Raw genomic sequence first — 18,756 nt, forward strand, 5'->3', positions numbered from 1 at the left:
AGATCGCCGGTCTTTACGATTCAAGTAACCCGCCAGTAACGTCAATTGTGTGGTGACTCCGGTGAACCCCCCGCCCCTTCCCCGCACTTCGCCACCGCGGCACACGGCGCCCGAACTCCCCGAGGGCGTCCGCCTACGGGTCCTGCACGCCGTCTACGGCGACGCGCGCGCCGCCGCCGAACTCGCCACCCGCCTCACCGACCGCCAGCGGTCCGGCCTCGACCCCCTCCCCACCCAACCCGGCCTGCTTGCACCGCGGTTGCTGCAGAGCCTGCGCGCCGAGATCCGCGCGCTCCCGGACGACAGCCGCCTGCTGCTGCTCCTCGCCGCCGCCGACCAGTACCCGCTCGCCACCCACGCCTTCCTGCGCGCCGTCGCCGCCGCCCGCCTCGACACCCGCCCCCTGGAGGCCGCCGAGGCCCCGGGCATCGCGCACGCCGGTGCGGGCGGCGTCGTCTTCCGCGACGCCTGGACCAGGATCGCCGCCTACGAGTACGGGGCACCGTCGGACCGGCGCGAGGTCCACCGACTGCTCGCCCGCGTCCTGAACGGCGACGGCGAGACCCCGCGCCGCTCCTGGCACCGGGCGGCGGGCGCCCTGGGGCCCAGCGGCCGGCTCGTCGCGGAGCTGGACGCGGCCGCCGGACAGGCCCGCGCGACCGGCCGCCTCACGCTCGCCCGGGCCCTGACGGAACGCGCCGCGGCGCTCTGCCCCGACCCGGCCCGGCAGGCCCGCCTCCGCACCCGCGCCGCCGCCGACGCCTGGCAGGCCGGCGACGCCGACCGCGCCCGCGGGCTGTTCCGCGCCGGGGCGGCCGACGACGCGCTCACCGGCCTGTTCGCGCTACGCGCGGAGAACGCGACGGAGGCGTTCGACGCGCTGCTGACGGCGGCGGTCCAGGCGGGGGACGGCACAGGGCGGCGGGGGGCGCGGATCCAGGGCCGCGACGGTGCCGCTGGCGCGGACGGTCCCGCTCCCGCGGCCGAGCGCGCTCGGGCCGCCGACTCCTCCGCCCCCGCTCGCGTCGCCGGCTCCTGCCACGCGCCTCAGGTCGCCGCTCACCTCCTGGCCCGCGCCACCGAAGCCGTCATCTACACCGGTGACCTGCGTCGATGCCGAGACGTCGTTCGGGTGGCGGGCCGGCTCGGGATCGATGCGCCCGGGGCGCTGGGCGGGCTGGCCGCCGCCGTGGAGGGGCGGTACGAGGACGCGCGGGACCTGCTGGAGGCGGCGGCCGGCCGGTGCGGACCGGGCGGCGACCCCACCCTGCTCCTCCACGCGGGCATCGCCGCGCTCATGCTCGGCGACCACGCCCGCGCCGCCACCGCCACCGTGCGGGCGGCCGCCTCCGCCCGGGCGCGGGGCGCGACCGCCACCGTGGCGCAGGCCCTGGAGTTCCGCGCCTACGCCGACTTCTGGACCGGCCGCCCGGACGCCGGCGCGGCCGCCGCGACGGACGCCCTCCGGCAGGCGTACGCCTCCGGCCAGGACAACGGCGCCTGCCATCTGCAGGCCGCGCTCGCCATGTTCGCCGCGGTCACCGGCGCCGCGGACGTCTGCCGCGAACGGGCGGCGGCCGTACGGTCGTACGCCCTCGCCCGGGGCCTCGGTCTGCCCGCCGCGCTCGCCCAGTGGGCGCTCGCCTTCCTCGACCTCGCGGAGGGGCGCTTCGCCGCGGCCGCGGCCCGGCTGCGCGCCCTCGCCGGATTCGGCCCCGGCCACGGTCACCGCGCCATCCGGCACCTGGCCACCCCGCACTACGTCGAGGCCGCTGTCCGGACCGGGGACACCCGCGTCGCCCGGGCCGCGCACGCCGACTACCACCGCTGGGCGACGGCCGTGCGCAGCCCCGACGAGTTGGCCCTCAGCGCCCGCTGCCGTGCCCTGCTCGCACCTGGCGCCGAGGCGGTCGACCTCTACCACGAGGCCCTCGACCTGCACGCCCTCGGCACCCGTGACTTCGAACGCGCCCGCACCGAGCTGCTGTTCGGCGCCGCGCTGCGTCGGCTGCGCCGCCGTACGGAGGCCCGCGACCGGCTGCACAGTGCCCTGGAGGCGTTCGAGCAGTTCGGTGCCCTGCACTGCGCGGTCCAGGCGCGGGCGGAACTCCGCGCCCTCGGCTCCCCGGCCGCCCCGTCGCGGACCGACGACGGTCCCGGCGGCCGCCTGACCGCACAGCAGCTGGTGATCGCCCGCATGGCGGCCGACGGCGCCACCAACCGGGAGATCGCCACCCGCCTCGCCCTCAGCCCGCGCACGATCGACCACCATCTGCGGGGCGTCTTCGAACGGTTGGGAATCCGCTCACGGATCGAGCTGGTGAGGCTGCTAGCGGACGGAGATCCGTAATCCTCTAATTCGTGATCCCGCAGTCCCCGTCGTAGCGTTCCCGCCGGCCCGGCGGCGTGACGACGGGCCCCTAGGATGCCTCCCGCCCCCGGAACACCTCGGCGTCCCACGTCCCGTTCAGTCGCGGCGCGAGCCAACCCGGCGCCGCGGCGCGGAAGCCGGTGGGATCGAGCGCTCCCGCGCCCATGGGCAGGGCGCCCAGCAGAGGGGCTCCGGCGACGTCCGGCAGGTCCGTGATGTTGCAGCGCATCGCCAGGTCGGGGGAGTCGGGCCAGCCGCCGATGACGACACCCAGCAACTCCACTCCACGGGAGCGGAGTTCACGGGCCGTCAGTTCCGTCGTGTTCAGCGTGCCCAGCCCCGCCGTCGCCACCACCAGCACCGGCGCGCGCAGCAGCTGCGCCGCGTCCGCCAGGGTGCCGCCCGCCTCGTCGAACCGGACGAGCAGCCCGCCGGCTCCCTCCACCAGCACCAGGTCGTGTTCGGCGGCCAGTTTGCCGGCGGCGTCCGCGACGTCCTGCGGGCGCACGGGGGTCATACCGGCCCGCCGGGCCGCCGTCGCCGGAGCCAACGGCTCGGGATAGCGGGCCAGTTCCGCCGTCGTCACGGCTCCCGCGAGCCGCGCGACCTCGTCGGCGTCCCCGCGTTCGTCCGGTCGTACGCCCGTCTGCGCGGCCTTGAGCACGGCCACCGAACGCCCGGCCGCGACGGCCGCCGCGGCCACGGCAGCCGTGGTGACGGTCTTGCCGACCTCCGTGCCCGTGCCCGTGATCACCAGTACCGGCATGTCATCCCTCCCGCGCCGCGGCGCACACCGCGCGCGCGATCCGTGCCACGTCCCCGTCCCCGGTGACGTACGGCGGCATCGTGTAGATCAGGTCGCGGAAGGGCCGCAGCCACACGCCCTCGCGCACGGCCGCGTCCGTGGCCGCCTTCATGTCGACCGCGTGGTCCAGCTGCACGACCCCGATGGCCCCCAGGACGCGGACGTCCCGCACGCCGGGCAGATCTCGGGCGGGCGCCAGGCCCTCCCGCAGTCCCGCCTCGATCCGCTTGACCTCCGCGAGCCAGTCCTGGCCCAGCAGCAGCTCGATCGAGGCGCAGGCGACGGACGCCGCGAGGGGGTTGCCCATGAAGGTCGGGCCGTGGGCGAGCACCGGGACCTCGCCCCGGGAGATGCCGTCGGCCACGCGCGCGGTGCACAGCGTCGCCGCCATCGTGAGGTAGCCGCCGGTCAGCGCCTTGCCGATGCACATCACATCCGGCGTCACGGCCGCGTGCTCCGCGGCGAACAGCGCGCCCGTGCGGCCGAAACCGGTGGCGATCTCGTCGAACACGAGCAGCACGTCGTGCGCGTCGCACGCCTCGCGCAGCACCCGCAGATAGGCGGGGGAGTGGAAGCGCATCCCGCCCGCGCCCTGCACCACCGGCTCGACGATCACCGCGGCCAGCTCGTCGGCGTGCTCGGCGATCGCCGAGCGCAGCGACTCGGCGTACGCCTCCTCGTACTCGGCCGGAGGCGCGTCGACGAACACCTGCCGGGGCAGCACCCCGGTCCACAGCTCGTGCATCCCGCCCTCGGGGTCGCACACCGACATCGGCTGCCAGGTGTCGCCGTGGTAGCCGCCGCGCCAGGTCAGCAGGCGCTGCTTGCCGGTGCGGCCCAGCGACCGCCAGTACTGCAGGCACATCTTCACCGCGACCTCGACCGACACCGAACCGGAGTCGGCGAGGAAGACGTGCTCCAGGCCCTCGGGCGACATGTCGACAAGGAGCTTCGCGAGGCGCACGGCGGGCTCGTGGGTGAGCCCGCCGAACATCACATGGCTCATCCGGCCGAGCTGCTCGCGCGCGGCCTCGTTGAGCACCGGGTGGTTGTAGCCGTGGATCGCCGACCACCAGGACGCCATGCCGTCGACCAGCTCGCCCGAACCGTCGGCCAGGCGCAGCCGCACTCCGCTCGCCGCCTCGACGACGAGCGGTTCGACCCGCCCGGGCATCGGCCCGTACGGGTGCCACACATGCCGCCGGTCGAGCTCCAGCAGCTCGGGGACGGGCAGGTCAGGCATTGGGCGCGAGGTCCGTTCCGGCACCGCGCCGGCGTACGGCGACCAGGTCGGTACGGGGCTCGTTCGCCGCCGGCGCGGCAGCGGCCGTACCGCACACCCCGCCGTCCGCGTGCGACCCGCACCCGCCGCCCTCGTGCGACCCGCACCCGCCGCCCTCGTGCGACCCGCACCCGCCGCCCTCGTGCGACCCGCACCCGCCGCCCTCGTGCGACCCGCACCCGGCGTCCGCGTGCGACCCGCACCCGCCGCCCTCGTGCGACCCGCACCCGGCGTCCGCGTGCGACCCGCACCCGCCGCCCTCGTGCGACCCGCAGCCGGCTTCGGCGTGCGACCCGCAGCCCCCGCCCGCGTGCACCCGGTGCTCCGGCAGGGTCACCTGGTCGGCGCCCTCCACCTCGAAACCGGCGTCCGCGATCATCTCCAGGTCGGCCTTGCCCGCCTGGCCCTCGGTGGTGAGGTAGTCGCCCAGGAAGATCGAGTTGGCCAGGTGCAGGGCGACCGGCTGCATCGAGCGCAGATGGACCTCGCGGCCGCCCGCGATGCGCACCTCGATGTCGGGGCAGACGAAGCGGACCATCGCCAGGATGCGCAGACAGCGCTGCGGGGTGAGGTTCCACTCCGCGGCCAGCGGGGTGCCCTCGACCGGGATGAGGAAGTTGACCGGCACCGAGTCCGGGTCCAGCGCCCGCAGCGAGAAGACCACGTCGACCAGGTCCTCGTCGCTCTCGCCCATGCCCGCGATCAGGCCGGAGCAGGCGGACAGACCCGCCGCGTGCGCCTTGTTCACGGTGTCGACGCGGTCGGCGTAGGTGTGCGTGGTCGTGATGTCGCCGTACGTCGACTCCGACGTGTTGAGGTTGTGGTTGTAGGCGTCCGCGCCCGCCTCGCGCAGCCGCTCGGCCTGGCCGTCGGAGAGCAGACCGAGGCAGGCGCACACCTCCACGCCCTCGTTCTGTTCCTTGATCGCCTTGATGGTGCCCGCGACCCGGTCCACGTCACGGTCGGTCGGACCGCGCCCGGACGCCACCAGGCACACCCGCTTGGCGCCTCCCGCCAGACCGGCCGCGGCGGCCTGGGAGGCCTGCTCCGGCTTGAGCCAGGTGTACTTGAGGATGCCCGTGCTGGAGCCGAGCCGCTGGGAGCAGTAGGAGCAGTCCTCCGGACACAGCCCGGACTTGAGGTTGACGAGGTAGTTGAGTTTCACCCGTCGCCCGAACCAGTGCCGGCGCACCTTCCCGGCCGCGGCCACCACATCGAGCACGTCGTCGTCGGAAGTGGCGAGGACGGCCAGAGCTTCCTCGCGGGTCGGCAGCTCGCGCCGAAGCCCCTTGTCCACCAGCGTGTTCAGCAGGTCCATGAGAGCCGATCCTGTCCTACGGACCCGCCCCGGGCCAAGGAGAGAATGAACAAGACGTGCGCTTCGACGTGTGGGTATTGCCACATCATGGGGTGCGGCCGGTCCGGCTAGTGTCTGTCCACTGCCTACAAAAGCACTCGGAGGAGTCATGGCGTTCGGCTGGATCGACGAGCAGGCGGAACTGCGCCGCCGCGCCGGACTCGTACGGCGGCTTCGTCCGCGCCCGGCCGACTCCCCGCTCCTGGACCTCGCGAGCAACGACTACCTGGGGCTGACCCACCATCCCGAGGTCGCCGAGGGCGCGGCCGAGGCCGCCCGGACCTGGGGCGGCGGCTCCACCGGCTCCCGCCTGGTCACCGGTACGACGGAACTGCACGCCGAGCTGGAGCGGGAACTCGCCGACTTCTGCGGCTTCGAGTCGGCGCTGGTCTTCTCCTCCGGCTACGCGGCCAACCTCGCCGCCGTCACCGCGCTGGCCCCGCACGGCTCGCTGATCGTCTCCGACGCGGGCAACCACGCCTCGCTGATCGACGGCTGCCGGCTCGCCCGGGGCGGCACGCAGGTCGTGCCGCACGCGGACCCGGAGGCGGTGCGCAAGGCGCTGCGGACCCACGACGGCCCGGCCGTGGTCGTCTCCGACACCGTCTTCTCGGTCGACGGGGACGCGGCCCCGCTGGCCGCCTTCGCCGGCGCCTGCCGGGAGCGGGGCGCGGGGCTGCTGGTCGACGACGCGCACGGGCTCGGCGTCCTGGGCGACGGGGGCCGGGGTGCCGTATGGGCGGCGGGCCTCGCGGGCGACGGCGACGTGGTCGTGACGGCCACGCTGTCGAAGTCGCTCGGCAGTCAGGGCGGAGTGGTGCTGGGCCCGGCCAAGGTGATCGACCACCTGGTCAACGCGGCCCGGACGTTCATCTTCGACACGGGTCTGGCGCCGGCGGCGGCGGGGGCGGCCCTGGCCGCGCTGCGGCTGCTGCGCCGCGAGCCCGAGCGGGCGGCGCGGGCTCGCGAGGTGGCGGCGGAACTGCACGCGCGGCTGACCGCCGCGGGCCACGAGGCGGTGCGCCCGGACGCCGCGGTCGTCTCGGTGCGCGCTCCGTCCCCGGAGGGGGCCGTGCGATGGGCGGCCGACTGCCGTACGGCAGGCCTCGCCGTGGGCTGCTTCCGTCCTCCTTCCGTTCCCGACGGCATCTCACGGCTCAGGCTGACCGCCCGCGCGGACCTCTCCGGGGCGCAGATCGAACATGCGGTGAAGGTGATCGGCGAGACGCGACCATGAGTCGGCGTGACACGGCCGTGTGCCGCGCGATCACGGACTGATCAGGACCTGACGACCGCGAGGAAGCCCGCCCAGCTCTCGGGGGAGAAGAGCAGCGCGGGTCCCGCGGTGTCCTTGGAGTCGCGCACCGCGAGCAGTCCGGACCATGGGCCGGAGTGCGGCAGTGCCGTCTCGACGCAGTTGTTCGCTCCCGTGCTGTAGCTGCTGCGCAGCCACCGCACGCCGTGCAGTTCGGTGCTGGAAGGTACGTTCCGAGGCAGTGCGGACATGGTGCCTCCTTACGCGCCGTCAAACTGTCGCGGCGATGTAATCCAACGAGTCCTCGGGTGAAAGGGCATGAATCCGAAGGGCGTTGAAGGCCTGTGTATAGGCCTCCAGGTCTTCTTTCCGTTCGAGGTAGAGGCTACTCGTCAAGTGGTCGAGAACAACCACGTCCAGATCAGAAGTGCGCGAAAATGAGAAGATTACGAAAGGGCCTGTGACACCGACATGTGCCCCGGCGGCGAACGGCAGCACCTGAAGCCGAACTTGGGGCAGACGGGCCGCTTCCAGGAGCCGTTCGCGTTGCCGTGCCATGACGTCCGGACCGCCGATCTCCCGGTGCAGCACCGCCTCGTCCAGGACCGCTGCCAGCTCCAACGGCGGATCCGCGCGCAGTACGTCCTGCCGGGCCAGCCGCACCTCGACCAGAGCGTCCAGCCGTTCGTCGTCCAGTCCGTCGACCGCCGCGCGGGTGACCGCACGCGCGTATTCGGGCGTTTGCAGCAGACCGGGCACGACGGACGTCTCCAGCGTGCGCATCGCGCTCGCCTGCGACTCGAGGCTGATGAAGTCGCGATAGGTGGGCGGGAGAATTCCGCGATAGGCGTGCCACCAGTGGTGGCGCCCGCCCCCCTCGTCGGAGCCCGCCAACACCAAAAGCAACTCGCGCAGTTGGGAGTCCGCGACACCGTAGGCGTCGAGAAGTAACCGCACATCGGCCGGTTTCACCCCGCTGGCGCCCGTCTCTATCCGGCTCACCTTCGACTGGTGCCAGCCCACGAGCCGGGCCGCCTCACCACTGGTGAGGCCCGCCCCCGTGCGCAGGGCGCGCAGTTCGGCGCCCAGCTTGCGGCGGCGCACCGCGGGACCGTTCTGCATGCGGTACTCCTTACTCCTTCCGGGGCGCCCAAATACGGTCTTCCGTCGTAGAGTTCACCGCTTTGAGCGACAGATATATGCATATCTTGGTGGATCGCCACCCGTGACCGTCGCGGTAATGGCAGTCTGGCGAAGAAGCACCAGTCCGGGACCGTACTCGAACCATCCGCTCCATGTCGGACTCCGGTCCCGTGGGAAAGGGACGACGTCGCCATGGCAGACCACCTGGAAGCATCCGTCACTCTGCCGAGCGAGCCGGCCTCGGTCTCCGCCGCTCGCGGCTACGTGGTCACCACGCTGGCGGAATGGGGTCTGCCCGCCCACACCGAAGCGGCCGAGACGATCCGCCTCATTGTCTCCGAACTGGCCACCAACGCGGTACAGCACACCTTCGGGCAGTCCCCCACCTTCACGGTGGACCTGCGGCTCGACCGTGACGAGCAACTGCGGATCGGTGTCACCGACAGCCATCCGCGCTTCCCCAAGCGGCTGCCGGCCGCGGTCCAGCAGGACAACGGCCGGGGCATGGTGATCATCCGTTGGCTGGCGGCCGAGTGCGGCGGCAAGCTGCGGGTGCGGCCCACGAGAGAGGGCGGCAAGACGGTCTCCATCGAACTGCCGTGGACCGTTCCGGCCCAGCCGGTCACGGCGGGGCAGCAGGAGCCGTGAACCAAGACGCCCAGGCGCGATACGCCTGGGTGCGAAGAAGTGTCGAGCCCCGTGGGGGTGACGGCAGGTCAGGGTGCCGCCACCCCCACGGGAGAGTCAGCTGATCCGGCCGTACCAGACGCTCCTGGTCCAGATCTTCTGGAGCTTCACGACGTCCCCGGTCTTCGGGGCGTGCCAGATCTTCCCCTTCCCGGCGTAGATGCCCACGTGGTAGACGTTCGAGCCCGAGTGGAAGAACACCAGGTCTCCGGCCTTGCGGTGGCTCGCGGAGATGTGGTGGGACTTGTTGTACTGCTGGGCCGCCGTACGAGGCAGTTTCTTGCCCGCCTTCTTGAACGAGTACAGCGTGAGCCCCGAGCAGTCGAAGCGGCGCGGTCCGGTGGCGCCCCACTTGTACGGGGATCCCTTTTTGGACGCCGCTACCTGAAGCGCCTTCGTCGCCGTCGTCGCGGCCGCGGCGTCGGTGGCGACGCCCGGGAGCACGACGGAGCCGCCCACTGCGGCGAGAGTGAGGGCCGAGGCCGTGCCGGCCCGGACCATCAGCGACGGGACACGATTGAGCGCAGTCATGCGCAACCCTTCGTCAGCCGCCTGTGAAGGATGACCTGTCGGATTCGGGCTGGCGAAGTTGCCCGGCCGCTGCTGCGGCTTCACCCCAAGGGCTGCTCGGTCCGGTCATGGCGTGACCGTGCCGGCGACCCGTCGTGCTTGGGTCCTCCACTCCTGCCGATCCACTCCTGTCGACCGGTCATCCGGGCGGCGGCAGGACTCGGCGTCCGCCCGGATCGCCCCGCCGCTGTGGCGGGGGCTTGTCGTCAGACAGGGATCTTGGCTCACTGATGTCCGAAAATCCCAATGGAATCGGGGATTTGTGGCGTTACTCACCACTCACCCGTTCGGGTGGACACCCTGTTTTTCGAACAGCCGTCGCGGTATCGAGGAGCCCCGGACCAGGGGCGGAACGTCCCATTCCGCCCTTTGGGTACGCGTGTTGCGCAACCGGAACGGTCCCGAAACAGCAGCCGCGTCTACTCCAAAAGGGGGTACGCCGTTTGGTCCGTTTCAAGCCCGGTCCGGACGGTCGCGTCAACTGTCGGACTGCGGCGGCACGGTGACCCGTGCCGTACGCCGCTCGCCGTCCAGCACCCGCATGGCCCGACCCAGCGTGGGGGCGTGCAGTTCGGTCTCGCCCCGCTGGTGCATCAGCACCAGGGCGTCGCGCAGTTCGGCCGCCTTGGTCACCAGCGCCTGAGCGGCGCGGAGGCCGCGGTACGTGTCTCCGTGGTGCGCCGGGTTGATGCGGCCGAGCAGGTCGACCACGTCGAGGTAACGGTCGATCAACTCGCCCTCGGCGCGCGTGAGGGCGGGCAGCGGCGGGAGTTCGGGTGGCAGCACCGGCCGCTCACCTCCCCGCGGGCGGCGCGAGGGGGGACCTGCGGCTGGGGACGATCCGGTCCACCAGCCCGTACTCCACCGCCTCCTGGGCGTCGAGGATCTTGTCGCGCTCGATGTCCTCGGTCACCTGCTCCCGGGACCGCCCCGTGTGCCGTACCAGCATCTCCTCCAGGCGGGTGCGCAGCCGTGACAGCTCGTCGGCCTGGATGGCCAGGTCGCTGGCCTGACCCTGCACCGGTTCGTACAGCGCGGGCTGACGGATGACCATGCGCGCGCCCGGCAGCGCGGACCGCTTGCCCGGCGTGCCGGCCGCCAGCAGCACCGCCGCCGAGGAGCCCGCCTGCCCCAGGCAGATCGTCTCCACGTCGCAGCCGACGTACTGGATCGTGTCGTAGATCGCCGACATGGCGGTGAACGAGCCGCCCGGGGAGTTGATGTACAGCGAGATGTCCCGGTCCGGGTCCTGGTACTCGAGGTGCATGAACTGCGCCATCACGTCGTTGGCGGAGGTGTCGTCGATCTGCGTCCCGAGGAAGACGATCCGTTCCTCCAGCAGCTTCGAGTACGGATCCATCGTCTTGAGCCCGAAGCTCGTGCGCTCGGTGAACTCGGGCAGGACGTAGCGGGCGGACGGTCGGGTCATGGCATGCCCCTTCTCGCGGCAGAGCGATCTCTCACGCAGCTGTCTGTAAGAAATGTACAGGACGTACGTGACGTTATGATGGGGCTATGGCCTACGAGATTCCGGTGACGCAAGCCAGGGCTGAGCTCGCCGATCTGATCAACCGGGTGGTGTACGGCGGTGAGCGCGTCGTCGTGACACGGCACGGCAAGCCCCTCGTCGCCCTTGTCTCCGCCGCCGACCTGGAACGCCTCGAACAGCTCCAGGAGCCCGACGAGGAGCAGGTGATCAGCTCGGTGTCGGGCGTGCGCGACGTCGCCTCCGCTCCCCGCGAACAGCAGCGCTTCGGCATCGCGGCGCACCATCGGGGAGCCGGCGCCTCCTAGAGCCGCCGCCCGTATACGGCCCCCACGAGGCGCGGGGCCTCGGGGAGCGGCTCGCGTGAGAAGCCGCGGGTCGGTCTACGGGCGTCGACCGGCGAAGCGGGGTCACAGCTCGGTTAACTTGCCTGAAACCCGGCGCAACTAGCCTGCCCATCCACGCCACCAGGCACTTTGCCCCGTGGCCGCGGCAACCGGGCCCGCACGGTCCGGAGCGAGACTGTGAGGTGGGACGTGCAACTGACCCCGCACGAGCAAGAGAGGCTGCTCATCCATGTGGCGGCCGACGTGGCGGAGAAGCGCCGGGCCCGGGGACTGAAGCTCAACCATCCCGAGGCGGTCGCCCTCATCACGTCGCACATCCTCGAGGGCGCCCGGGACGGCCGCGGCGTCGCCGAGCTCATGGCCTCCGGACGCAAGCTGCTCACCCGGGACGACGTCATGGAAGGCGTGCCCGAGATGATCCACGACGTCCAGGTCGAGGCCACCTTCCCCGACGGCACCAAGCTCGTCACCGTCCACGACCCGATCGTCTGACGGGGAGGCCGCCATGATTCCCGGAGAGATCCTCTTCGCCGAGGACCCGATCGTCTACAACGCGGGCCGCGAGGTCACCCGCCTGACCGTCCTCAACGCCGCCGACCGGCCGGTCCAGGTCGGCTCCCACTACCACTTCGCCGAGGCCAACCCCGGCCTGGACTTCGACCGCGCCGCCGCCCGCGGCAAGCGGCTCAACATCGCCGCCGGTACGGCCGTGCGCTTCGAGCCCGGCATCCCCGTCGACGTCGAACTCGTCCCCCTCGCCGGCGCCCGTGTCGTGCCCGGCCTGCGCGGGGAGACCGGAGGTGCCCTCGATGCCTGAGATCTCCCGCGCCGCGTACGCCGACCTGTTCGGCCCGACCGCCGGCGACCGCATCCGGCTCGCCGACACCGATCTGATCGTCGAGATCGAGGAGGACCGTTCCGGCGGGCCCGGGCTCGCCGGTGAGGAGGCCGTGTTCGGCGGCGGCAAGGTCATCCGCGAGTCGATGGGCCAGTCACGTGCCACACGCGCGGAGGGCACCCCGGACACGGTCATCACGGGCGCGGTGATCGTCGACCACTGGGGCATCGTCAAGGCCGACGTCGGCATCCGGGACGGCCGGATCACCGGGATCGGCAAGGCGGGCAACCCCGACACCATGGACGGGGTCCACCCGGACCTGGTGATCGGCCCCGAGACCGAGGTCATCGCCGGCAACGGGCGCATCCTGACTGCGGGCGCGGTCGACGCGCACGTGCACTTCATCTGCCCGCAGATCGCCGACGAGGCTCTGTCCGCGGGTGTCACGACGCTCGTGGGCGGCGGCACGGGGCCGGCCGAGGGCTCCAAGGCCACGACGGTCACGCCCGGCCCCTGGCACCTGGCGCGCATGCTGGAGGCGATGGAGCAGTACCCGCTCAACATCGGCTTCCTCGGCAAGGGCAACACCGTCTCGCACGAGGCGATGCTCTCGCAGATCCGAGGCGGCGCCCTGGGACTGAAGCTGCACGAGGACTGGGGCTCGACGCCGGCCGTCATCGACGCCTCGCTGACGGTGGCCGACCGGACGGGCATCCAGGTCGCCATCCACACCGACACCCTGAACGAGGCCGGGTTCGTCGGCGACACGCTCGCCGCCATCAACGGCCGCGGCATCCACGCGTACCACACCGAGGGCGCGGGCGGGGGGCACGCGCCCGACATCATGACCGTCGTCTCGGAGCCGCACGTGCTGCCGAGCTCGACGAACCCGACGCGGCCCTTCACCGTCAACACCGCCGAGGAACACCTCGACATGCTGATGGTCTGCCACCACCTCAACCCGGCGGTGCCGGAGGACCTCGCGTTCGCCGAGTCGCGCATCCGCCCCTCGACGATCGGGGCGGAGGACATCCTGCACGACCTGGGCGCCATCTCGATCATCTCCTCCGACTCCCAGGCCATGGGCCGGGTCGGCGAGGTCGTCCTGCGGACCTGGCAGACGGCACACGTGATGAAGCGCCGGCGCGGGGCGCTGCCCGGCGACGGACGGGCCGACAACCACCGGGTACGGCGCTATGTCGCCAAGTACACGATCAACCCCGCGCTCGCGCAGGGACTGGCCCGCGAGATCGGCTCGGTGGAGACCGGGAAGCTCGCCGACCTGGTGCTGTGGGAGCCGGCCTTCTTCGGCGTCAAACCGCACCTGGTGATCAAGGGCGGCCAGATCGCCTACGCGCAGATGGGCGACGCGAACGCCTCCATCCCGACGCCGCAGCCGATCCTGCCCCGGCCGATGTACGGGGCGATCGGGCGGGCGCCCGCGGCGAACTCGTTCAACTTCGTGGCCCCCCTCGCCGTCGAGGACGGGCTGCCGGAGCGGTTGCAGCTCGGGAAGCGGTTCGTGGCCATCGAGTCGACGCGCGGGGTCACCAAGGCCGACATGCGGGAGAACGACGCGCGGCCACGCGTGGAGGTCGATCCCGACAGCTTCGCGGTGCGCATCGACGGGGAGCTGGTCGAGGCCACGCCCGCGGCCGAACTGCCCATGGCCCAGCGTTACTTCCTCTTCTGATGTCCAGGACGGCGCTGCTCGTGCTGGCCGACGGCCGGTTTCCCGCCGGAGGGCACGCGCACTCCGGCGGGGCCGAAGCCGCGGTCAAGGCCGGCCGGATCACCGGAGCCGCGAGCCTGGAGGGTTTCTGCCGGGGCCGGCTGCACACGGCCGGCCTGGTCGCGGCCTCGCTGGCCGCGGCCGCCGTACTCGGCGCGGACGCGGGGGAGTTGGACGCGGCCGCCGATGCCCGAACACCGTCCCCCGCGCTCCGCGTCGCGGCGCGCCGGCTCGGCCGGCAGCTGACGAGGGCCGCCCGGGCCACCTGGCCGTCGGACGAACTCGACGCCATGGCGACGCAGTTCCCCAAGGGCGCCCATCAGCCGGTGGTGCTGGGGCTGGTGGCCCGGGCGGCCGGTCTCGAACCCGTCGACGCCGCCCACTGCGCGGCGTACGAGAGCGTGAGCGGGCCGGCGAGCGCCACGGTGCGGCTGCTGAGCCTCGATCCGTTCGACGCCACAGGGGTGCTGGCCCGGCTGGCCCCGGAGGTCGACCGGGTGGCGGACCGGGCGGTCGAGGCGGCCCGGCGGGTGCTCGACGAGGGGGTCGACGCGTTGCCCGCGGGGTCTGCGCCGCTGCTGGAGATCGGCGCGGAGCTCCACGCCGCCTGGCCCGTGCGGCTGTTCGCCTCGTAGTCCCCCGACCTGCCCGACCCTGAAGGACCGTAGGAGTCACCCATGCATCTCGACCACTCCCACGACGGCCCCTCCGCCGTCAGCGCCGACGCCCGTCGTCCCGACGGATCGCGGCGGGCCCTGCGGATCGGGCTCGGCGGTCCCGTCGGCTCCGGGAAGACCGCGACCGTCGCCGCCCTGTGCCGGGCGCTGCGCGAGGAGTTGTCCCTCGCCGTCGTGACCAACGACATCTACACCCGGGAGGACGCCGACTTCCTGTTGCGGGAGGCCGTGCTGCCGCCCGAGCGGATCACCGCCGTGGAGACGGGGGCTTGTCCGCATACCGCCATCCGGGACGACATCTCCGCGAACCTGGAGGCCGTCGAGGAGCTGGAGGACGAGGTCGGGCCGTTGGACCTGATCCTGGTCGAGTCCGGCGGCGACAACCTCACCGCGACCTTCTCCAAGGGGCTCGTGGACGCGCAGATCTTCGTCATCGACGTGGCCGGCGGCGACGACATCCCGCGCAAGGGCGGGCCGGGCGTGACCACCGCCGACCTGCTCGTCGTCAACAAGACGGACCTTGCGCCCTATGTGGGCTCGGACCTCGGACGCATGGCCGCCGACGCGAAGGCGCAGCGCGCCGAACTGCCCGTCGTTTTCCAGTCGCTCAGGAGCGAGAGCGGCGTGCGGGACGTGGCCGCGTGGGTGCTGGCTCGGCTCGCCGCCTGGACGGCGTGACCATGGGCGGGGTGCGGGCCACCGCACGCATCCGGGCGACCGCGGACGGACGGGGCGGCACCTCGCTGCCCGTGCTGGAGGGGGAGGGGCCACTCGCCCTGCGGCGGACCCGGGGGAGCGGTCCCGAGGCCCGGGTGATGCTCGTCGGGGCGATGAGCGGACCGCTCGGCGGAGACCGTTTCCGGGTCGAGTGCGGCGTGGAGGACGGGGCCCGGCTGCGGGTCGGGTCCGCCGCCGCCACCATCGCACTGCCCGGGCAGGTGAAGGGGGAGGCGCGGTACGACGTCCGGCTGGACGTGGCCGACGGCGGCGAACTGGTCTGGCTGCCCGAGCAGTTGATCTCCGCCGGCGGAAGTGATCTGCGGGTCGCCACCCGGGTGGACGTCGGCGCCGGGGCGCGGCTCGTCCTGCGCGAGGAGCAGGTGCTCGGACGGGTGGGGGAGCAACCCGGGCGGCTCGGCAGCCGTCTCACCGTTCGGGTCGCCGGTCGTACCGTGCTCGATCAGGAGCTCGGGTGCGGGCCGGGAGCGCCCGGTGGCTGGGACGGGCCCGCCGTACTGGGCGGATACCGGGCGGTGGGTCAACTGGTCGTCGTACGACCGGAGTTCGACAAAGAGCCGGTGCCGGCCCGGGTGCTGGGGGAGGGCGCGGTGCTCGCGCCGCTGGCCGGGCCCGCCGTGCTCCTGAGCGCGGTGGCCGAGGACGCGCTGCGCCTGCGCCGCGTGCTGGACGAGGCGATGGCCGCCCTGAACGTGTGACGTTCCGCTGAGCGGGACCGCACTCACCGTTTATCGGAATGGTAAAGAAGGTCAACAGCCCCTGTTCTCAGGCAGCACACAGCCGCAAGGATCCCTCTGTCAATCGAACAGATGGAGGGGGAGGTCCCACTTGAGGGGCAACAGAGCCAAGAGGCGTACCACGGCGCTCGGTTCGGCCGGAGTGCTCGTGACGGCGACGCTGATGGCCGGAGCCGTCGCGGCGCCCACCGCCAGCGCGAGCGCGGGGCACGGGCGGGACAGCGAGGCCCGGGGCGCGGCCATCGCCGCCGAGCGGGCCGCGAAGGCCGGCATCGACTGGCAGGACTGCCCGGCCGACTGGGGCTTCGCCAAGCCCATCCAGTGCGGCTGGGTCAGCGTCCCGCTCGACTACGCGCACCCGTACGGCAAGCAGCTCAAGCTCGCCGTCGACCGCATCGGCAACACGGGGACCAAGGAGGAGCGCCAGGGCGCCCTCGTCTACAACCCGGGCGGCCCCGGCGGGTCCGGCATGCGCTTCCCGACCCGCGTCACCAACAAGAACCCGATCTGGGCCAACGCGGCCAAGGCCTACGACTTCGTGGGCTTCGACCCGCGCGGTGTCGGCCACTCGGCGCCCATCTCCTGCATCGACCCGCAGGAGTTCGTCAAGGCGCCCAAGATGGACCCGGTGCCGGACAGCGAGGCCGACAAGACGGCCCAGCGCAAGCTGGCCCGCGAGTACGCCGAGGGCTGCGCCGAGCGCAGCGGCACCGCGATGCTCCGGCAGATGACCACGCCCAACACCGTGCGCGACCTGGACGTCATCCGTGCCGCGCTCGGCGAGAAGAAGCTCAACTACCTGGGCGTCTCCTACGGCACCTACATCGGCGCCGTCTACGGCACGATGTTCCCGGGCCACCTGCGCCGCATGATCGTCGACAGCGTCGTCAACCCCTCCCGCGAGAAGATCTGGTACCAGGCCAACCTGGACCAGGACGTCGCCTTCGAGGGCCGCTGGAAGGACTGGGAGGACTGGGTCGCCGCCAACGACGCCGCCTTCCACCTCGGCACCACCCGCGACGCCGTCCAGGCCAAGTGGCTCCAGCTGCGCGCCACCGCCAAGAAGAGCCCCATCGGCGGGGTCGTCGGCCCGGCCGAGCTGATCTCCTTCTTCCAGAGCGCCCCGTACTACGACTCCTCGTGGGTGCCGATCGCGACGGTCTTCAGCAAAGTCGTCGCCGGTGACACCCAGGCGCTGGTCGACGCCGCCGCCCCCGACATGTCCGACACCGCGGGCAACATATCCGCGGAGAACGGCAACGCCGTCTACACGGCCGTCGAGTGCACCGACGCCAAGTGGCCCACCAGCTGGAAGAAGTGGGACAAGGACAACACCGAGCTCAACAAGAACTACCCGTTCATGACCTGGGCCAACGCGTGGATGAACCTGCCGTGCGCCACCTGGCCGGTCAAGCAGCAGACGCCCGTGAACGTCAAGACCCACAAGGGCCTGCCGCCGGTCATGATCGTGCAGTCCACGAATGACGCCGCCACCCCCTACGACGGCGCCGTCGAGCTGCACCACCGCTTCAAGGGCTCCCGCCTGATCACCGAGAAGGACGCGGGCTCGCACGGTGTGACCGGCCTGCTCAACCCGTGCATCAACCAGCGGGTGGACACCTACCTGCTCACCGGGCAGCTGGACACCGCCGACGTGACCTGCACCCCGCACGCCACGCCCAAGCCGTAGGCGCCGGCAGTACGAAGCAAGGGGCGGCCGGAACTCCTCCGGCCGCCCCTCTCTTCATGTCCCCGAGGTCAACTCAGCGGCGCCCGCGGGAACTTGCGTTCCTTGGCGCCCTTCGCCTCCGCCTGCTGCGCCTTCGCGACGGCCGCGTACTCGTCGACGTACTCCTGCTCCGAGAGCGACAGGATCGCGTACATGATCTCGTCGGTGACGGCGCGCAGGATCGCCTTCTCGTTCTCCATGCCGGCATAGCGGGAGAAGTCGAGCGGCTTGCCGAAGCGGATGACGACCGGGTGCAAATTGGGGATCACCTTCCCGGGCGGCTGCGCCTCGAAGGTGCCGATCATCGCGCAGGGGATGACCGGAACCTGCGCCTTGAGCGCCATCACCGCCACGCCGACCTTGCCCTTGTACAGGCGGCCGTCGTGCGAGCGGGTGCCCTCGGGGTAGATGCCGAGCAGTTCGTTCTTGCGCAGTACGCCCAGCCCCTCACGGATGGCGGCCTGGCCTGCCTCCTTCCCGGTGCGGTCGACCGGGATCTGCCCGGCGCTGCGGAAGAAGGCCGCGGTCAGACGGCCCTTGACGCCGGGACCGGTGAAGTACTCCTTCTTCGCCAGGAAGGTGATGCGGCGTTTGAGCATGGCCGGCATCAGGAAGTGGTCGGAGAAGGACAGGTGGTTGCCCGCGATGATGGCGGGTCCTTCGTCCGGGACGTGTTCGAGGCCCTCGATGCGAGGCCGGAAGAACAGTCTCAGCAGGGGTCCCAGCAACACGTATTTGAGCACGTAGTAGAACAAAGGGGACGCTCCTCACTCCGGCGGATCGCCTCGGCCGCCGCGTTCCAGCAGGTCAACCGGCGTGTCGTGGGGCTGCCAGTGTATGTGCAGGCGCAGTTCGCCGGAACACGGCGGACGCCGTGTCGCATGCGCGGGGAACGCCTGCCCGACCAGCCTCCTGTCACTGATCGACACGAGGCAAGTCGATCGCACCTGTTTGGCGCGATCTTCCCGGGAAAAAACTCCGCGCGCCGACCGGGCCGACGGC

The 18,756-nt window shown here is 72.0% G+C and carries 20 protein-coding genes and 1 riboswitch; of the genes, 11 read left to right on the forward strand and 9 right to left on the reverse strand.

Translation table 11 applies throughout. The features are described from left to right. The first annotated feature begins 49 nt into the window (after positions 1-49). On the forward strand, positions 50-2,350 hold the full coding sequence (locus ACIGDI_RS05425) for a LuxR C-terminal-related transcriptional regulator (RefSeq protein ID WP_399890839.1): 2,301 nt from the start codon (positions 50-52) through the stop codon (positions 2,348-2,350). 70 nt (positions 2,351-2,420) lie between these two features. Here the strand turns inward: ACIGDI_RS05425 and bioD are convergent, their stop codons facing one another. From bioD to bioB, 3 genes are read right to left on the reverse strand one after another with little or no spacing between them, the layout of a single operon-like run. Next, positions 2,421-3,137, reverse strand: coding sequence for a dethiobiotin synthase (gene bioD / locus ACIGDI_RS05430; protein ID WP_399890842.1), 717 nt, complete (start codon positions 3,135-3,137; stop codon positions 2,421-2,423). Position 3,138: 1 nt separating this feature from the next. Further along, positions 3,139-4,419, reverse strand: a complete 1,281-nt coding sequence (locus ACIGDI_RS05435) for an adenosylmethionine--8-amino-7-oxononanoate transaminase (RefSeq protein WP_399890844.1) — start codon at positions 4,417-4,419, stop codon at positions 3,139-3,141. After that, entirely contained in the window at positions 4,412-5,776 is a 1,365-nt protein-coding gene (gene bioB, locus ACIGDI_RS05440) for a biotin synthase BioB (protein WP_399890847.1), read from the reverse strand. The genes ACIGDI_RS05435 and bioB overlap by 8 nt, the downstream gene beginning before the upstream one ends. Before the next feature lie 148 nt (positions 5,777-5,924). Here bioB and ACIGDI_RS05445 point away from each other — a divergent pair, with 148 nt between their 5' ends. Next, entirely contained in the window at positions 5,925-7,052 is a 1,128-nt protein-coding gene (locus ACIGDI_RS05445; protein WP_399890850.1) for an 8-amino-7-oxononanoate synthase, read from the forward strand. A 41-nt stretch (positions 7,053-7,093) separates the two neighbouring features. On the opposite strand, the gene ACIGDI_RS05450 is transcribed toward ACIGDI_RS05445, so the two are convergent. Both ACIGDI_RS05450 and ACIGDI_RS05455 read right to left on the reverse strand, forming a co-directional pair. After that, complete coding sequence (locus ACIGDI_RS05450) at positions 7,094-7,321, reverse strand: DUF397 domain-containing protein (protein ID WP_200699231.1); 228 nt, start codon at positions 7,319-7,321, stop codon at positions 7,094-7,096. A gap of 19 nt (positions 7,322-7,340) precedes the next feature. Then, the gene (locus ACIGDI_RS05455; RefSeq protein ID WP_399890853.1) at positions 7,341-8,192 is read right to left on the reverse strand and encodes a helix-turn-helix domain-containing protein; all 852 of its coding nucleotides are present in this window, start codon (positions 8,190-8,192) and stop codon (positions 7,341-7,343) included. A gap of 213 nt (positions 8,193-8,405) precedes the next feature. On the opposite strand from ACIGDI_RS05455, the gene ACIGDI_RS05460 reads away from it, so the two are divergent. Then, a complete protein-coding gene (locus tag ACIGDI_RS05460) occupies positions 8,406-8,861 on the forward strand; it encodes an ATP-binding protein (RefSeq protein ID WP_200699233.1) in 456 nt (151 codons plus the stop codon). Between the two features lie 96 nt (positions 8,862-8,957). Here ACIGDI_RS05460 and ACIGDI_RS05465 read toward each other — a convergent pair whose 3' ends face one another. The 3 genes from ACIGDI_RS05465 to ACIGDI_RS05475 all read right to left on the reverse strand — a co-directional run bounded on the left by ACIGDI_RS05465 (position 8,958) and on the right by ACIGDI_RS05475 (position 10,899). Continuing rightward, complete coding sequence (locus tag ACIGDI_RS05465) at positions 8,958-9,431, reverse strand: C40 family peptidase (RefSeq protein ID WP_200699234.1); 474 nt, start codon at positions 9,429-9,431, stop codon at positions 8,958-8,960. 3 nt (positions 9,432-9,434) lie between these two features. Then, positions 9,435-9,646: riboswitch (cyclic di-AMP (ydaO/yuaA leader) on the reverse strand. Positions 9,647-9,947: 301 nt separating this feature from the next. After that, a complete protein-coding gene (locus tag ACIGDI_RS05470; RefSeq protein ID WP_399890857.1) occupies positions 9,948-10,256 on the reverse strand; it encodes a hypothetical protein in 309 nt (102 codons plus the stop codon). A gap of 7 nt (positions 10,257-10,263) precedes the next feature. Further along, entirely contained in the window at positions 10,264-10,899 is a 636-nt protein-coding gene (locus tag ACIGDI_RS05475) for an ATP-dependent Clp protease proteolytic subunit (RefSeq protein ID WP_399890860.1), read from the reverse strand. Between the two features lie 86 nt (positions 10,900-10,985). Between ACIGDI_RS05475 and ACIGDI_RS05480 the strand changes: the two genes are divergently transcribed. The 8 genes from ACIGDI_RS05480 to ACIGDI_RS05515 all read left to right on the forward strand — a co-directional run bounded on the left by ACIGDI_RS05480 (position 10,986) and on the right by ACIGDI_RS05515 (position 17,715). Continuing rightward, the gene (locus tag ACIGDI_RS05480; RefSeq protein WP_399890862.1) at positions 10,986-11,264 is read left to right on the forward strand and encodes a type II toxin-antitoxin system Phd/YefM family antitoxin; all 279 of its coding nucleotides are present in this window, start codon (positions 10,986-10,988) and stop codon (positions 11,262-11,264) included. A gap of 228 nt (positions 11,265-11,492) precedes the next feature. Further along, on the forward strand, positions 11,493-11,795 hold the full coding sequence (locus ACIGDI_RS05485) for an urease subunit gamma (protein ID WP_200699238.1): 303 nt from the start codon (positions 11,493-11,495) through the stop codon (positions 11,793-11,795). 13 nt (positions 11,796-11,808) lie between these two features. Next, on the forward strand, positions 11,809-12,120 hold the full coding sequence (locus tag ACIGDI_RS05490; RefSeq protein ID WP_200699239.1) for an urease subunit beta: 312 nt from the start codon (positions 11,809-11,811) through the stop codon (positions 12,118-12,120). Beyond that, a complete protein-coding gene (locus ACIGDI_RS05495) occupies positions 12,113-13,834 on the forward strand; it encodes an urease subunit alpha (protein ID WP_200699240.1) in 1,722 nt (573 codons plus the stop codon). The genes ACIGDI_RS05490 and ACIGDI_RS05495 overlap by 8 nt, the downstream gene beginning before the upstream one ends. Next, on the forward strand, positions 13,834-14,508 hold the full coding sequence (locus tag ACIGDI_RS05500) for an urease accessory protein UreF (RefSeq protein ID WP_399890867.1): 675 nt from the start codon (positions 13,834-13,836) through the stop codon (positions 14,506-14,508). Before ACIGDI_RS05495 ends, ACIGDI_RS05500 begins: the two co-directional genes overlap by 1 nt. Positions 14,509-14,550: 42 nt before the next feature. Further along, positions 14,551-15,228 carry an urease accessory protein UreG gene (gene ureG, locus ACIGDI_RS05505; protein WP_399890870.1) on the forward strand — a complete coding sequence of 226 codons (678 nt, stop codon included), beginning with the start codon at positions 14,551-14,553 and terminating at the stop codon, positions 15,226-15,228. A 2-nt stretch (positions 15,229-15,230) separates the two neighbouring features. Beyond that, entirely contained in the window at positions 15,231-15,986 is a 756-nt protein-coding gene (locus ACIGDI_RS05510; protein WP_399892932.1) for an urease accessory protein UreD, read from the forward strand. Between the two features lie 130 nt (positions 15,987-16,116). Continuing rightward, positions 16,117-17,715, forward strand: a complete 1,599-nt coding sequence (locus tag ACIGDI_RS05515) for an alpha/beta hydrolase (RefSeq protein WP_399890873.1) — start codon at positions 16,117-16,119, stop codon at positions 17,713-17,715. A 68-nt stretch (positions 17,716-17,783) separates the two neighbouring features. Here the strand turns inward: ACIGDI_RS05515 and ACIGDI_RS05520 are convergent, their stop codons facing one another. Then, on the reverse strand, positions 17,784-18,509 hold the full coding sequence (locus ACIGDI_RS05520; RefSeq protein ID WP_399890875.1) for a lysophospholipid acyltransferase family protein: 726 nt from the start codon (positions 18,507-18,509) through the stop codon (positions 17,784-17,786). Between the last annotated feature and the right edge of the window lie 247 nt (positions 18,510-18,756).

Source organism: Streptomyces sp. NPDC085900 (assembly GCF_044540925.1).
Classification (GTDB): Bacteria; Actinomycetota; Actinomycetes; order Streptomycetales; family Streptomycetaceae; genus Streptomyces; species Streptomyces gilvifuscus.